Below are 15,540 nucleotides of genomic sequence, written 5' to 3'. Positions count from 1 at the left end.
GCCTTTCGTCCATGGCACCGGCTGCTCTGCCGCTATTCGACCACCGCCGGCAGTTTCTCCGCGGCCTCGGTGTCGACGGCCAGCTTGCCGTCCTTGAGCGAGAGGACAACCTTGCCGCCGTCGGCGAGCTTGCCGAACAGCAGCTCGTCGGCGAGCAGGCGCTTGACGTTCTCCTGGATCACGCGCGCCATCGGCCGCGCGCCCATCTGCGGGTCGAAGCCGTGCTCGGCCAGCCAACGCCGCGCATCCGCGTCGACGTGCAACGCGACATGCTTCTCCTGCAGCTGCGCCTCGAGCTCAATCAGGAACTTGTCGACCACGCGCAGGATGTGCTCGAAGTCGAGGGCGTTGAACTGCACGATCGCATCGAGACGGTTGCGGAACTCGGGCGTGAATGCGCGCTTGAGCGCTTCCATCGCGTCGGTCGTGTGGTTCTGCTCGACGAAGCCGATCGTGCGGCGAGCAGCGGCCTGGGCGCCGATGTTCGTCGTCATCACCACGATCACATTCTTGAAGTTCGCCTCGCGACCGTTGGTGTCTGTCAGCGCGCCACGATCCATGATCTGCAACAGCACGTTGTAGACATCCGGGTGCGCCTTCTCGATCTCGTCGAGCAGGAGCACGCAATGCGGGTGCTTGACGATCTGCTCGGTGAGCAGGCCGCCCTGGTCGAAGCCGACGTAACCCGGAGGCGCACCAATCAGGCGCGACACCGAATGCGCCTCCATGTATTCGGACATGTCGAAGCGGACCAGCTCGATGCCGAGCTGCATCGCAAGCTGGCGGGTGACTTCGGTCTTGCCGACGCCGGTCGGCCCGGTGAGCAGGAAGCAGCCGATCGGCTTGGCCGGGTTGCCGAGGCCCGAACGCGCCATCTTGATCGACGCGGCGAGCTGGTCGATCGCATCGTCCTGGCCGAACACGACCATCTTGAGGTTGCGGTCGAGGTTGCGCAGCACGTCGCGGTCGGACGCCGACACCTGCTTGGGCGGAATGCGCGCCATGCGCGCGACGATGAACTCGATGTCAGGCACGTCGACTCGACCGCTGCGATCCTTCTCCGGCAACAGATGCTGGCGTGCGCCGGCCTCGTCGATCACGTCGATCGCCTTGTCCGGCAGCAGGCGGTCGGCGATGTGCTTGACCGACAGATCCACCGCCGCCTTCAACGCGTCGTTGGTGTATTCGACCTTGTGATGCTCCTCGAAGCGCGTCTTCAGGCCCTTGAGGATCTCGAAGCTGTCGGCGATCGAGGGTTCGACCACGTCGATCTTCTGGAAGCGCCGCGCCAGCGCGCGGTCCTTCTCGAACACTCCACGGTATTCCTGGAACGTGGTCGAGCCGATGCAGCGCAGCTCGCCGCTGGCAAGCACGGGCTTGATCAGGTTCGACGCGTCCATGGTGCCGCCGGACGCGGAACCCGCGCCGATGATCGTGTGGATTTCGTCGATGAACAGGATCGCACCCGGCTCCTTCTTGAGCTGAGCGATGACGCCCTTGAGGCGCTTCTCGAAATCTCCGCGGTACTTGGTGCCGGCGACGAGCGCGCCGAGGTCGAGCGCCCAGATCGTGCAGTCGGCCAGCACGTCGGGGACTTCGCCCTCGACGATGCGCTTGGCCAGGCCCTCGGCGAGCGCTGTCTTGCCGACGCCGGCTTCGCCGACGTAGAGCGGGTTGTTCTTGCGACGGCGGCACAGCACCTGGATCGTGCGCTCGATCTCCTCGTTGCGGCCGATCAGCGGATCGATCTTGCCCTGACGAGCGAGTTCGTTGAGGTTGTTGGCGAATTCGGCCAACGGATTGCCGCGAGCCTCCTCGCCGCCCTCGGCCTCGCGCCCGGGCTCGCCGCCTGCGGGCTGGGGACCGGCCGAATCGTGGCCTATCTTGGCAATGCCATGCGAAATGTAGTTGACGACGTCAAGACGCGACACGTCCTGCTGGCCGAGGAAGTACACCGCGTGCGAATCCTTCTCGCCGAAGATCGCGACCAGCACGTTCGCGCCGGTGACTTCCTTCCGGCCCGACGACTGCACATGGTAGACCGCACGCTGCAACACGCGCTGGAAGCCCAGCGTCGGCTGGGTGTCGCGCTCGTCGTTCTGCGGCAGCACCGGTACCGTCTCGGTGATGATCGAACGCAGGTCGCGGGCAAGCTTGGCGGTGTCCGCGCCACAGGCGCGCAGCACGGCGATCGCCGACGCGTTGTCGAGCAAGGCGAGCAGAAGGTGCTCGACCGTCATGAACTCGTGCCGTTGCTCGCGCGCCTCCTTGTAGCATTGGCCGATGGTTACCTCGAGATCCTTGCTGAACATTCAGGTGCTCCGGACTGCCGTGCTGTTGGTTAGCATGCAATATATGGACCTGCAAGGTGTATTCAATCCGGCAATCGTGACCGGACATTCAACGAAAACTCAGGCCTTCTCCATCGTGCACAGCAGCGGGTGCTGGTGACTGCGCGAGAACTCGTTGACCTGGGTGACCTTGGTCTCGGCTACTTCGCGCGTGAAAACGCCGCAGACACCCTTGCCGCGGGTGTGGACGTGCAACATGACCTGGGTCGCGCGCTCGCGATCGAGATTGAAGAACGTCTCGAGCACGACGATCACGAAATCCATCGGGGTGAAATCGTCGTTGAGCAGGACCACCTGGTACAGCGGCGGACGCACGACTTCGGGACGCGCCTCCTCCACGGTCAGGCCGGGGCCGTGCTCGGTGTGTTGGTCGGGTCGTTGCGCCATCTTCAGCCATCATCCTCCGTTGCACCGAGTATAACGCCGCATGGCGACGTCCAGCGTGTTGCAGATGGTGTCGAACCGGCGTCGCGCAAGGCCGCTTCTGCCCCCTGTTACACTGCCGCGATGAGCCTGATTTCGAATGCTGCCGCCGAGCTGGACGAAGACGTCTGGCGGCCCCATGTGACCGTCGCAACGGTCGTCCCGCGCGACGGGCGCTTCCTGCTCGTCGAGGAAGATGTGCGCGGAAAGGTCGTGCTCAACCAGCCCGCCGGGCACCTTGAACCGGACGAATCCCTGCATCACGCCGCGGTACGCGAAACGTTCGAGGAAACGGGCTGGAAGGTCGCGCTGACCTGTCTGCTCGGCGTGCAGCAATGGTGTTCGCCATCCGGGCGCCAGTTCGTGCGCTTCACCTTCGGCGCCGAGGCGCTGCGGCACGATCCGGCGCATCCACTCGACCACGGCATCCTGCGCGCGCTCTGGCTCGATCGCGGCGAGATTGCCGCAGCCGGCGAACGCCTGCGCAGCCCGATGGTGCTGGCCAGCGTCGACGACTGGATCGACGGACGGCGCCTGCCGCTCGATGCGGTACGGCATTTTTGCGCCTACCCATGAGCGCGGGAGCAGGAGCGGCCATGCATGGCCGTAATCTTCACGAACAGCCGACGCAAACGGCGTCATGACGGCTCGGACCATCGTCGGCATGTCCGGCGGCGTCGACTCGTCGGTCGCCGCATTGCTGTTGCAGCGTGCGGGCGCATCCATCGCCGGCCTGTTCATGCAGAACTGGGAAGAGGACGAACGCAACGGCCCCTGCCATGCCGACGAGGACCGCAAGGACGCCGTCGCGGTCTGCGCGCGCCTCGGCATTCCGCTGTACCTGCGCAACTTCGCCGACGAGTACTGGGACCAGGTGTTCGAGCACTTCATCGCCGAGTACCGGCGCGGCCGCACGCCGAATCCGGACGTGCTGTGCAATCGCGAGATCAAGTTCAAGACCTTCCTCGATCATGCCCGCGCACTCGGCGCGGAGACGATCGCGACCGGTCACTATGCCCGCGTCGATTGCGTCGACGGACGCTGGCGCCTGCTGCGCGCCCACGACGCCGGCAAGGACCAGACCTACTTCCTGCATGCGCTCGGGCAGCAGGCGCTGGCGGCGACGCTGTTTCCGCTCGGCGGCGTCGACAAGACCGAGGTGCGCCGGCTCGCCCGCGAAGCCGGCCTCGCCACTCACGACAAGAAGGACTCGACCGGCATCTGCTTCATCGGCGAACGCGACTTCCGCAGTTTCCTGTCGGCGTACATCCCGTCGCAACCGGGCGTGATGCGCACCCCGGACGGAACCGCCGTCGGTGAGCACCCGGGCGTGTTCTACTACACGCTCGGCCAACGCAGTGGCCTCGGCATTGGTGGCCGCCGCGGTGCCGAGGGCGAACCCTGGTATGTCATCGGCAAGGACGTGGTGAACAACGTGTTGCATGTCGCACAGGGAAATGCCAACCACTGGCTGCAATCGCGGCGCCTGCGCGCGAGTGCGCCGACCTGGATCGCGGGCGCGCCACCGGCTGCCCCCTTCCGCTGCGCGGCGATGACGCGCTACCGCCAGGCGCCGCAGGATTGTCTGGTGGAACTCGACGGCGATACGTGCACCGTCGTCTTCGACGAGCCGCAACGCGCAGTCACTCCCGGGCAATCGGTCGTTTTCTACGCCAGCGACGAATGCCTCGGTGGCGGCGTGATCGAGTGCAGCGACGCGCCGTACGGCGGCTGGGACGGCGCGAATGCGTGAAGCTCGCGTTATCGCGCTCGCCGGCGTGTTGCAGGGTTGCCGGCTCGTGCATGAAATCGCCACCAGCGGCCGCGCCGACGCGGGCAGCATCGAGGCGAGCCTCGCGAGCGTGTTCCGCATCGATGCGGACAGCGCCGCCGACGTGTTCGGCGGCCTGACCGGCGTGCGCCTCGGGCTTGAGACGCTGGTCGCGCAGTTCGACGGCGCCGAGCGCAACCTGCCACTGACCCGCCTCGTGCTCGGCGTACTGCGGCTGCAGCGCCGTCTCGCGCGCAACCCGCGCATGCTGCGCGCGTTGAGCGAGGGCATCGGCGCGATCAAGCACCAGGCCGATCATTACGGCCTGGCGCACCCGACCGTGCAAAACCGCCTGGCCGAACTTTACGTCTCGACTTTGTCGCAACTGCGCCCGCGCGTGATCGTGCACGGCGCCCCGACCCAGCTGTCCAACCCGCAGGCGGTTGCGCAGATCCGCTCCCTGCTGCTCGCTGCCGTGCGCGCCGCGGTGCTCTGGCGCCAGGTCGGCGGCGGCCAACTGCGCCTGCTGCTGCGACGGCGCGAATACGCGATGCTCGCCCGCGGCCTGCTCACCCGAAGCACCCTCGACCGCGGCTAGCCCGAAATTCGGGTCAAGGCAGAGCGCTTCGCTTCGTACCCCTGGATGCCGCTGCTTTGGCCTCTGTCGCGGTTTGCGCGATAATGGCGGGCCCAGTCGCCGGCCCGTCCCCCGGGCCGCGCCCGCGGAGCCCGCAGTCGCCAGCCCGTTCGAGCGAACGTGCCGGCCAGCGCAAGCACGCGAGACGCCAGTCAGCCAGGAGATGCAGATGACAGATTCCTTCTCGACCCGGGATGTGCTCGAGGTCAACGGCAAGCGCTATCACTATTCCAGCCTGGTCAAGCTCGGCCAGCGCTTCGACCTCAAGCGCCTGCCCTACTCGATGAAGATCCTGCTCGAAAACCTGTTGCGCCACGAGGACGGCCTCAACGTCACGGCGAAGGAAATCGAGGCGGTCGCGAACTGGGACGCGAAGAAGGAGCCGGATACGGAAATCTCCTTCATGCCCGCGCGCGTTGTGCTGCAGGACTTCACCGGCGTGCCGTGTGTGGTCGATCTCGCGGCGATGCGTGACGCGGTGGTCAAGCTCGGTGGTGACGCGACCCAGATCAACCCGCTGGCGCCGGCGGAACTCGTCATCGACCACTCGGTGCAGGTCGACGCCTTCGGTTCGTCCAGCGCGCTGGAAACGAACGTCGAAATCGAGTTCGAGCGCAACCAGGAACGTTATTCTTTCCTGCGCTGGGGCCAGAAGGCGTTCAACAACTTCAAGGTGGTGCCGCCGCGTACCGGCATCGTGCACCAGGTGAACCTCGAGCACCTCGCACGCGTCGTGTTCACCGCAGACAAGGATGGCGAGAGCTGGGCCTATCCGGACACCGTTTTCGGTACCGACTCGCACACGACGATGATCAACGGCATCGGCGTGCTCGGCTGGGGCGTCGGCGGCATCGAGGCGGAGGCCGCGATGCTCGGTCAGCCCTCGTCGATGCTGATCCCCCAGGTGGTCGGCTTCAGGCTGAGCGGCAAAATGGCGGAGGGCGTCACTGCGACCGACCTCGTGCTGACCGTGACGCAGATGCTGCGCAAGCTCGGGGTGGTCGGCAAGTTCGTCGAGTTCTTCGGCCCCGGCCTTGCCAACCTCGCCCTCGCCGATCGCGCCACGATAGCCAACATGGCGCCGGAGTACGGCGCGACATGCGGCATTTTCCCGATCGACGCCGAGGCGCTGAGATACATGCGCCTGTCCGGTCGCGACGAAACGCAGATCCGCCTGGTCGAGGCGTATGCGAAGGCGCAGGGCCTGTGGCACGACGATACCTCGGCGCATCCCGAATTCAGTGCGACGCTGGAATTGAATCTCGCCGACGTGAAACCGTCGATGGCCGGCCCCAAGCGCCCGCAGGATCGCGTCCTTCTCGAAGGTGTGCGCAAGAGCTTCCAGGATGCGATCGGCCCGCTGACGGCGAACCGCAAGCCGCGCACCGAGGCGACTTCGGATTTCGTCAATGAAGGCGGCTCGGCAGCGATCGGCAACCCTGCCAATGCGATCGTCAATGGCGGCGTTCGCGTGGAGAGGAATGGTGAGACCTTCGCGCTGCGCGATGGCTCGGTGGTGATCGCGGCGATCACCTCGTGCACGAATACCTCGAACCCAGCGGTGATGCTCGGCGCCGGACTGCTGGCGAAGAAGGCCGCGGCGAAGGGCTTGACGTCGAAGCCGTGGGTCAAACCCTCGCTCGGACCAGGCTCGCTGGTGGTCACCGACTACCTGGAGAAGACCGGCCTGCTGAAGGAGCTGGAAAAAGTCGGCTTCTACCTGGTCGGCTACGGCTGCACCACCTGCATCGGCAATTCCGGTCCGCTGCCGATCGAGATCAGCAAGGGCATCTCCGAGGGCGACCTCGCCGTTGCCTCCGTGCTTTCCGGCAATCGCAACTTCGAGGGCCGCGTGCACCCCGAAGTGAAGATGAATTACCTCGCCTCACCACCCCTGGTGGTCGCCTACGCGCTCGCCGGTACGCTCGACATCGACCTCACGACGGAACCTCTCGGCATCGGCAACGACGGCCAGCCGGTATTCCTCAAGGACATCTGGCCGAGCAACAAGGAAATCTCCGACACCATCGCCGGTGCGATCAATCCGGCGATGTTCACCAAGAACTACGCCGACGTGTTCAAGGGCGACAGCCGCTGGAACCGGATCGCGTCGCCGGACGGTGCCTTGTTCAAGTGGGACGACTCGACCTACATCAAGAACCCGCCCTATTTCGACGGCATGAGTGCGAGCGCGGGCACGATCGACGATATCCACGGCGCACGCGCACTCGGCGTGTTCGGCGACTCGATCACGACCGACCACATTTCGCCGGCGGGTTCGATCAAGAAGGACAGCCCGGCGGGGCGCTTCCTGATCTCGAAGGGCGTCGATCCGAAGGACTTCAATTCCTACGGCTCGCGTCGCGGCAACGACGACGTGATGGTGCGCGGCACGTTCGCGAACATCCGCATCAGGAACCTCATGCTCGACGGCGTCGAGGGCGGCTACACGCTGCACGTGCCCAGCGGCGAACAGCTCGCGATCTACGACGCCGCAATGAAGTACAAGGCGGAGAAGACGCCGCTGGTCGTGCTCGCCGGCAAGGAGTACGGCACCGGCTCGTCGCGCGACTGGGCCGCGAAGGGCACCCTGCTGCTCGGCGTGAAGGCGGTCATTGCGGAAAGCTTCGAGCGCATCCACCGTTCGAACCTCGTCGGCATGGGCGTGCTGCCGTGCCAGTTCATGGACGGCGAGAACGCGCAGACGCTCGGCCTTACCGGCAAGGAGACGTTCGACATCACCGGCCTCAGGGACGGCGATTCGAAGGAAGCCGACGTGGTCGCAATCGCCGACGACGGCCACAAGACCCGATTCAAGGTCCGGGTCCTGCTGCTTACACCGAAGGAACGCGAGTTCTTCCGCCACGGCGGCATCCTGCAGTACGTGCTGCGCCAGCTCGCGGCGAAGAAGGCGGCGTAACGTTCCGGCAAGATCTCCGACCGATGCATGGAGGCGGCGCGGGACATCCGCGCCGTTTTCATTTCCGGCCCTTTGTCAGGCGCGCGCCAAGGTGACGCGGCCTTCCATCGCGCGGCCGCAACGATCCGCCCGGCACGAATGAGCTTGCACGCGGGTCGTGGCGAGCCTGGTTGCGATGCGCGCGGTTCAGTCCTGCGTCCATTTGGCGTTGTAGCAACGCCATTCCCGGCCTTCGCGGCGCCAGCCGGTCTCGACATGCAGGGTCGTCGCGCGGTCGGCGATCCAGCGACCACTGGAATCGGAGATGTCGGCGTCGAAGCGCGCGATGGCGCGATCGCCATGCAGTTCCACCTCGATCGAGCCGATGCGCACGCCGATCGCGTTCGCGCCGAGCGCTTGCGCGCGCAGCAGGTTGCCGAGTTCGACGCGATCGACGCCGTCGTTGCCGATGAAATCGTCGGTGACCAGCTCGAGCACGTCCTTGCCGCGGTGCGCTTCCATCGCGACGGCGCCTGCAGAAATCGCCGTGCGGATCGCCTCGTCGTCCGGGGTGCGCGAACAGGCCACGCCGAGCAGGCACAGCAATGCGATTCCGGCAATGCGCATGCAGTCATCCCTCCGATCCGACGAATCCACGTTGCATTGCGGCTTGCCGCCTGTTCCGGGCTTGTGCTGCAATCGAACATACCCCCGCGGATTGACGCAGGGTAACGAAACCGAGCCGCCAGCGCGAACGCCGCAGCGGCCACAGGGGAACTTGCATGGCGAATACACAACGTCCTTGGCTGGCCAGCTATCCGGCGGGAACTCCGGTCGAAATCGATCCGGAGCAATATCGCTCGGTGGTTGCCCTGCTGGAGGAATGCTGCGACCGCTTCCGCCATCGCCCTGCCTTCACCAACATGGGTCGCAGCATCACCTACGGCGACCTCGACCGGCTCAGCGCGACATTCGCGGCGTTCCTGGTCAACGACCTCAAGCTCGCCAAGGGTGATCGCATCGCGATCATGCTGCCGAACCTGCTGCAGTATCCGATCGCGATCATGGCGGCCCTGCGCGCCGGCCTGACCGTGGTGAACACGAATCCCATGTACACCCCGCGCGAGCTCAAGCACCAGCTCGACGATTCCGGCGCCAGCGCGATCATCGTGCTGGACAATTTCGCCAGGACCGTGGCCGAAGTCGTCGGCAGCACGCAATGCAAGCACGTCATCTGCACCGGCATCGGCGACCTGCTTGGGTTCCCGAAATCGGCGATCACGAATTTCGTCGTGCGCCACGTCAAGAAGATGGTGCCGGCGTACTCGCTGCCGAACTCGATCCGCTTCAACGAAGCGCTGGGGCGCGGCCTGCGCAGCAAGCTCGGCAAGATCGACATCAGCCCGGACGACCTTGCGTTCCTGCAATACACCGGCGGCACCACCGGCGTTGCCAAGGGCGCGATGCTGACCCATCGCAACATGGTATCCAACATGTTGCAGGCCTACGCCTGGATCGGCTCGAACATGCGCGAAGGCGAGGAAGTCGTCATCACCGCGCTGCCGCTGTACCACATCTTCGCGTTGACGGCGAATTTCCTCGTGTTCGCGCGCGTCGGTGGCTTCAACCACCTGATCACCAATCCGCGCGACATGCCCGGCTTCGTCAAGACGATCCGCTCGATCGGCTTCACCTCGCTGACCGGCGTCAACACCCTCTTCGCCGGGCTGCTGAACACGCCCGGGTTCGACCAGGTCGATTTTTCCAAGCTGCGCATGACCCTTGGCGGCGGCATGGCGGTACAGCGTGCGGTGGCCGAACGCTGGAAGAAAGTGACCGGATGCGCGCTCGCCGAAGCGTACGGGCTGACCGAGACGAGCCCCGCGGCGTGCATCAACCCGCTCGACATCCAGGAATACAACGGTTCGATCGGACTGCCGATTCCGTCGACCGACGTCAACATCCAGGACGACGATGGCAAGGTGCTGCCGCTCGGCGAAACCGGCGAGTTGTGCATCCATGGCCCGCAGGTCATGAAGGGCTACTGGAACCGCCCGGAGGAGACCGCCAAGGTCCTGTCAGCCGATGGCTGGCTGCGCACGGGCGACATCGCGCGCATCGACGAAAAGGGCTACGTCTACATCGTCGATCGCAAGAAGGACATGATCCTGGTGTCCGGCTTCAACGTCTATCCGAACGAGATCGAGGACATCGTGGCCCAGTTGCCGGGCGTGCTCGAGGTAGCTGCGGTCGGTGTTCCGGACGAGAAGTCCGGTGAGGCAGTGAAGCTGGTCATCGTGAAGAAGGACCCGGGGCTGACCGAGGAAGCCGTGCGCGCGCACTGCAAGGCCAACCTGACCGGCTACAAGCTGCCCCGGCTCATCGAATTCCGCGACTCGCTGCCGAAAACCAATGTCGGCAAGATCCTGCGGCGCGAGTTGCGCGACGCAGCCCCCGCAGGGGCTCACTGAGCGCGTATGGTCGCCGCTGGCCCCTGGTAACCGGGCACCGTGCCGCGATTCGGTGCAGTGCCCGAGTTTTCCCGGTTACCCGAGGCCTCGCATGTCCGCTTGCGTCAGCTCGAATACGGTTCGAGCCGGTCGGCGTAGCCGCCGAGCAGGTTCCACAGCGGTGTTTCCTTGTTCTCGGGGATCCGCTCGTAGGCGAAGCCGAGTTGCGTGTCGGTGACGCGCGCCAGGCGGGCATCGACATGGATGTCGAGCGCTTCCCCGATCAGCATGTCGAGCACGAAGACGTCGTCGATCCTGCCGCGCCAGTTGTCCGGCTTGGAGACGAGCACGCCGGTAGCGGAGATATCCTCGATCTCGCTGCTCCACGCGTTCAGGCCACTGCTGATCAGCACAGCGGAGCGGATCGACATGCGTGCCGGCCGCAACCCCTTTTTTTCCCCTTCGTTGGTCATGCTCCCTCGTGCGTGCATGCAGTCCGTGAATCCCTTTAATTATCCAGCAAGAAGCGCGCCAGTGCGGATCGACCCAAGGGCAGCGATCCGCCAGCCGTGATCGCCGGTCGGAGCCATCACGATGCGTCTTGCGTGAAGGGATCGACGAATTGCTGCGAATTGTCACATCCAGCCCTCGTTGTCAATGTTTTTGCTTGCGCCTATCCTCGATCGGGATCGCCGAAGTGGGCACCGGGACGTGCAACTTTTCCTGGCCGTTCGGTTCGCGGTCACCAGCGGCCTCTTTCTCTAGGGGTGCCCCGAATGAGCGTCGAACTATTGCAACGTGACAACGATTTTCGGCTCCTGCGCACGCAGGACGATCCAACCGCCAACGCAAGCTGGTGCTTCATGCATGCCAGTCGATTTCCCCGTGAAATCGGCTATCGCCCTTGCTTCAGCACATTGCTGATCAAGGAAATCCGTGACTTCCAGAAACGCCTCGGCGATCGACTGACGCTACAGGCCACCAATGGCGATGAGCGCCTCGCGCACATCGTGCTCGCCTCCGATGCCGATGTTTTCAATCTCGGCGGCGACCTGGACCTGTTCGGACGCCTCATAAGGGCGCGCAACCGCGAACACCTGCTCGCCTACGCGCGCCAGTGCGTCGAGGGCGTGTACGGATTCCATGCGCAGCTCAATCGCAACGTGCACAGCGTCGCGCTGGTGCAGGGCGATGCGCTCGGCGGCGGCTTCGAGGCGGCCCTTTCCTGCCATTCGATCGTCGCCGAGAGCGGCGTCGGCATGGGCTTCCCCGAGGTCCTGTTCGACCTTTTCCCGGGCATGGGTGCGTATTCGTTCCTGTGCCAGCGCGTGAGTCCGCGCTTCGCCGAAGAAATGATGCTCAACGGCACGATCTATTCGAGCGATGAACTGCATCGCCTGGGTGTCGTCGACGTGCTCGTGCCCAAAGGGGAAGGAGCGCAGGCCGTGCACGAGCTGATCCGGCGCAACCAGCGGATAGCGCATGCGCGTACGGCGATGAACCGCGTGCGCCAGATGCGCGACACCGCCAGCCTCGCCGAACTCATGCAGATCACGGAAATCTGGGTCGACACGGCGATGCAACTGGGGGACAAGTCGCTGAGGACGATGGAGCGCCTGGTGCGCGCGCAGGGCAAGCGACCAACGGAACCTGGTTCCGTGCCAGCAGAACCCGCACAGGCCGCAGCGCGCTGAGAGCTGTTGGCTTACCGGCCCGGGCGACCGTCACATCATGAGGGCCGCTCGGCGCTGGCATCCGCGGCGACGCCGTCGTTCAGCGCAGCGCGGGCACTTTCGAGCTGTTCGCGCAGGCGGCGCACGCGTTCGCGCCATTCGCGCGGCAGCTGCCAGTTGCCGATGCGCATCGCTTCGGATGCCGAGGCCGCAAGTTGCACCGCTCCCATGTTGCTGGCGACGCCCTTGAGTGCATGGCAGGCGTCGCGGTAGGCATCCCAGCGGCCGGCTGCACCGCTCTTTTCGAGTTCGCCGATGATCGCGAGCGCATCACGCAGGCATTCGGCGACGAACAGCGCTAGGAAATCCGTGCCCAGCTGCAATTCGCCGAGCTCCCGCAACACATCCGGCGCGATCACTGCGGAGACCTCTTCGCGATGCACGGCCGCCTGGATGGCCATGCCAACGCGCTCCTGACCTGCGGCGCCGGCAATCTCGGCGAGAGTATCGAGCAGTCGGGCGATCGAGATCGGCTTGGTCAGGAATGCACGTGCGCCGGCCTGCTCGCACTGGCGCATGGTCGTGGTCGTCGCATCGGCACTCAGCACGATGAAAGGCGTAAGCGTCCTTCCCGCCTGCATCACGCGAACCTGTTTGAGTACGTCGAGTCCGCTGACACCCGGCATGTGCAGGTCGACGATCACCGCATCGAAGTCGCCCTGCTCGATCGCGTCCAGCACGCCCTCGCCGCTGGCGACCGCGATCGGCTGATGACCAGCCTTCTCCAACAGTCGCTGCAGCACGGTTATGTTCGCCGGCTGGTCGTCCGCGATCAGCACCTGCAGAGAACGCGTTCGCGCGCGGTGGCGCACGAACGGGTCGCCGAATTCGATGACATTCGGCGTGGCGGTCTCGATTTCCGCTTCCGACCTGGCCCGAACCACTCCGAAAGGAAGCTCGACCCAGAAATGCGAACCCTCGCCCTCGACGCTATCGAATCCGATGCGTCCGTCAAGCAGGTCCGTCAGCGATCGTGCGATCGTCGTACCGAGGCCGGTTCCCCCGAAACGGCGACCGTGGCCGCCTTCAGCCTGTTCGAACGCATCGAAGATGCGCGCCTTGGCACTCGTCGGGATGCCAATGCCGGTGTCGCGCACCGAGAACGTGAGGCGTGTTTCCGTCGCATCCGCGGGCTCGGTCGGGGTCGTCCGTTCGACGTTGATCAGGACGCTGCCGTGCTCGGTGAACTTGATCGCGTTTGAGACGAGGTTCACGAGAATCTGGCGAAGGTGGTTGCCGTCGCCGTGCAGGTGCATGGGCGTGCCTGCCGCGGTGCGGATGTCGAAGGCGATGCCCTTGCCCGTCGCCATCGGTTGCATCATCACGCGAAGGCTATCGAGCAGTTCGTCCAGGTGGAAATCGGCGTCGACGCGCCGCAGTTTTCCGGCCTCGATCGCCGAAATGTCGAGCACGTCCTCGATGAGCAGGAGCAGGCTTCGCGCGGACGTCTGGATCACGGTCGCACATTCGCGTTGCTCGTTGCTCAGGCGCGTGGTCATCAGCAGTTCCGACATGCCGGCGATGCCGTTCAGCGGAGTGCGGAACTCATGGCTCATGTTGGCGAGAAACGTGCTCTTCGCCATATTCGCACGGTGCGCCTCGCCGGTCGCACGCGTCAATGCGCGCAGCAGTGAGGAAAGGTACGCCGGGATGGCGACCAGGCCCGTCAGCAATCCCCACGAGAGTGCCTGGTTGTGCTGCCAGAACGGCGTGGTCAGTATCACGCCGAGGAACGACATGCAGGCCAGGGCCATCCCGCCCAGCAGGTATTTCGGCCCGTAGCGCAGGCCGTTTCCGATCGTCACCCACAGGATGATGACGTAGAGCGGCGCGAGCTCCTGCCCGGACAGCGTCATGATGATGCCCATCGCGCCGTAGTCGACCAGCATGCCGAGCACGCGCCGCGGATGAGAAATACCCGGCTTCCAGATCAACCAGGCGAGGATCGCCGCGCCCACGATCGCATCGAGCAGCACGTACCACAGCGCGGTATGCACCGTGGCCGCGTGCGAACCCGACACCGAAACGAGTCCGAACAGGTAGACGAGGAACACGCTGACGATCGCGAGCCGCACGATCGCCTGCTCATGCTCACTGTCCGGACGCTTCTCGAAACGGGATCTGAGGCTCGCCAGCAACGGATCGTGCTCCTTCGTTCGCGGCGGCCACCCGCCTGAGCTTACCCTCCGGGCGCCGGCGGTCCGAGGCGCGCGTCGAGGATTGCGAGGATACGCGCCTGATGGGCCAGCAACGCATCCACGCAAGATGGATCAAAAAGCGTGCCACGGTGCGTGTTCATGTATTCGAACGCATCTTCGGGCTTCCAGGCATGCTTGCAGGTGAGCGCGTCGAACACGTCGGCCACCGCGACGATGCGCGCCGTCAGCGGGATTTGCTCCCCCTTGAGCCCGTCCGGATAACCGCTGCCATCCCAGCGTTCATGGTGGCGCAAGGCGATGGTCGCGCCCATCTGAACAAAGCGGCTGTCACTGTCGCGCAGGATGTCGTATCCGATCAGCGGATGGCGGCGTTTGACTGCGGTCTCTTCCGCGCTCAGCTCGCCGCGCTTGAGCAGGACTGCATCCGGGATGCCGATCTTGCCGATGTCATGCAGCGGCGCGGCCGAGGTCAGGATGCCGACATCCTCTTCGCTCATGCCAAGCGCTTCCGCCAGGATCTCGGCGTAGTGGGACATCCGCAGCAGATGAATCCCCGTGCCGGAGTCGCGATACTCGATAGCGCGCGCGAGCCGGTACAAGGTTTCGCGTTCGCGCGATTCCACCTCGCGCAAGCCTTCCAGCACGCGTTCCTCGAGCGAACGCGCGCGCTCCTTGACCGATTCGCCCTGCTGGCGCAACTGCAGGAGGTTCTTGCAGCGTGTGCGCAGCTCGCGCGGGCGTACCGGCTTGACCAGGAAATCGATGACCCCCGCTTCAAGCGCCGCCTGGCGCACGGGCTCGTCGCCGACCACGCTGATCAACACGATCGGCACGTCGCGCTTGGACAGCGAGCGACGGAAGCGCCGCGCGAACTCGAGCCCGTCCATGTCGGGCATGCGGTAGTCGAGCAGCACGAGATCTGCCGCATGCGCTTCCGACCAGCGCAATGCCTCGACCGGGCTGCCGAAGTCGGTGGTGTGCACGCCGGGGCCGATCGCCTCGACGACATGCCGCAGCATCGTGCGAGCCGAGGACTGGTCGTCGACGATCAGTACATTCACGCGACTCTCCGCAGGCACATTGCCGGATGACGTGGGAACAGCGAGCACCCGCTAAC

At 65.1% G+C, this 15,540-nt stretch carries 12 protein-coding genes; 6 read left to right on the top strand and 6 right to left on the bottom strand.

Annotated elements, in window-relative coordinates:
* Positions 1-32: 32 nt before the first annotated feature.
* On the bottom strand, positions 33-2,312 hold the full coding sequence (clpA, locus tag ACILRJ_RS05220; protein ID WP_395681087.1) for an ATP-dependent Clp protease ATP-binding subunit ClpA: 2,280 nt from the start codon (positions 2,310-2,312) through the stop codon (positions 33-35).
* Between the two features lie 99 nt (positions 2,313-2,411).
* Positions 2,412-2,738 carry an ATP-dependent Clp protease adapter ClpS gene (gene clpS, locus ACILRJ_RS05215; RefSeq protein WP_395681085.1) on the bottom strand — a complete coding sequence of 109 codons (327 nt, stop codon included), beginning with the start codon at positions 2,736-2,738 and terminating at the stop codon, positions 2,412-2,414.
* Between the two features lie 120 nt (positions 2,739-2,858).
* Here clpS and ACILRJ_RS05210 point away from each other — a divergent pair, with 120 nt between their 5' ends.
* The 4 genes from ACILRJ_RS05210 (at position 2,859) to acnA (ending at position 8,102) form a co-directional block, all read left to right on the top strand.
* A complete protein-coding gene (locus ACILRJ_RS05210; protein ID WP_395681083.1) occupies positions 2,859-3,350 on the top strand; it encodes an NUDIX hydrolase in 492 nt (163 codons plus the stop codon).
* Between the two features lie 64 nt (positions 3,351-3,414).
* The gene (mnmA, locus tag ACILRJ_RS05205; protein WP_395681081.1) at positions 3,415-4,527 is read left to right on the top strand and encodes a tRNA 2-thiouridine(34) synthase MnmA; all 1,113 of its coding nucleotides are present in this window, start codon (positions 3,415-3,417) and stop codon (positions 4,525-4,527) included.
* Positions 4,520-5,143 carry a high frequency lysogenization protein HflD gene (hflD, locus tag ACILRJ_RS05200; RefSeq protein WP_395681079.1) on the top strand — a complete coding sequence of 208 codons (624 nt, stop codon included), beginning with the start codon at positions 4,520-4,522 and terminating at the stop codon, positions 5,141-5,143. Before mnmA ends, hflD begins: the two co-directional genes overlap by 8 nt.
* Before the next feature lie 208 nt (positions 5,144-5,351).
* Positions 5,352-8,102 carry an aconitate hydratase AcnA gene (acnA, locus tag ACILRJ_RS05195; RefSeq protein ID WP_395681077.1) on the top strand — a complete coding sequence of 917 codons (2,751 nt, stop codon included), beginning with the start codon at positions 5,352-5,354 and terminating at the stop codon, positions 8,100-8,102.
* Positions 8,103-8,288: 186 nt separating this feature from the next.
* Here acnA and ACILRJ_RS05190 read toward each other — a convergent pair whose 3' ends face one another.
* On the bottom strand, positions 8,289-8,708 hold the full coding sequence (locus ACILRJ_RS05190; protein ID WP_395681075.1) for a hypothetical protein: 420 nt from the start codon (positions 8,706-8,708) through the stop codon (positions 8,289-8,291).
* A gap of 155 nt (positions 8,709-8,863) precedes the next feature.
* Here ACILRJ_RS05190 and ACILRJ_RS05185 point away from each other — a divergent pair, with 155 nt between their 5' ends.
* Positions 8,864-10,552 carry a long-chain-fatty-acid--CoA ligase gene (locus ACILRJ_RS05185; protein WP_395681073.1) on the top strand — a complete coding sequence of 563 codons (1,689 nt, stop codon included), beginning with the start codon at positions 8,864-8,866 and terminating at the stop codon, positions 10,550-10,552.
* A 104-nt stretch (positions 10,553-10,656) separates the two neighbouring features.
* Here the strand turns inward: ACILRJ_RS05185 and ACILRJ_RS05180 are convergent, their stop codons facing one another.
* On the bottom strand, positions 10,657-11,004 hold the full coding sequence (locus ACILRJ_RS05180) for a PilZ domain-containing protein (protein WP_395681071.1): 348 nt from the start codon (positions 11,002-11,004) through the stop codon (positions 10,657-10,659).
* Between the two features lie 303 nt (positions 11,005-11,307).
* Here ACILRJ_RS05180 and ACILRJ_RS05175 point away from each other — a divergent pair, with 303 nt between their 5' ends.
* Positions 11,308-12,225 carry a crotonase/enoyl-CoA hydratase family protein gene (locus tag ACILRJ_RS05175; RefSeq protein WP_395682036.1) on the top strand — a complete coding sequence of 306 codons (918 nt, stop codon included), beginning with the start codon at positions 11,308-11,310 and terminating at the stop codon, positions 12,223-12,225.
* A 35-nt stretch (positions 12,226-12,260) separates the two neighbouring features.
* Here ACILRJ_RS05175 and ACILRJ_RS05170 read toward each other — a convergent pair whose 3' ends face one another.
* Positions 12,261-14,402 (bottom strand): ATP-binding protein, encoded by a 2,142-nt coding sequence (locus ACILRJ_RS05170; RefSeq protein WP_395681069.1) that lies wholly within the window; start codon positions 14,400-14,402, stop codon positions 12,261-12,263.
* 41 nt (positions 14,403-14,443) lie between these two features.
* On the bottom strand, positions 14,444-15,532 hold the full coding sequence (locus tag ACILRJ_RS05165) for an HD domain-containing phosphohydrolase (RefSeq protein ID WP_395681067.1): 1,089 nt from the start codon (positions 15,530-15,532) through the stop codon (positions 14,444-14,446).
* Positions 15,533-15,540: the final 8 nt, after the last annotated feature.

It is taken from the genome of Dokdonella sp. (assembly GCF_044227025.1).
Classification (GTDB): Bacteria; Pseudomonadota; Gammaproteobacteria; order Xanthomonadales; family Rhodanobacteraceae; genus Dokdonella_A.
The sequence above is the reverse complement of the archived record's forward strand: the minus strand, read 5'-3'. Positions and strand labels throughout refer to the sequence as shown.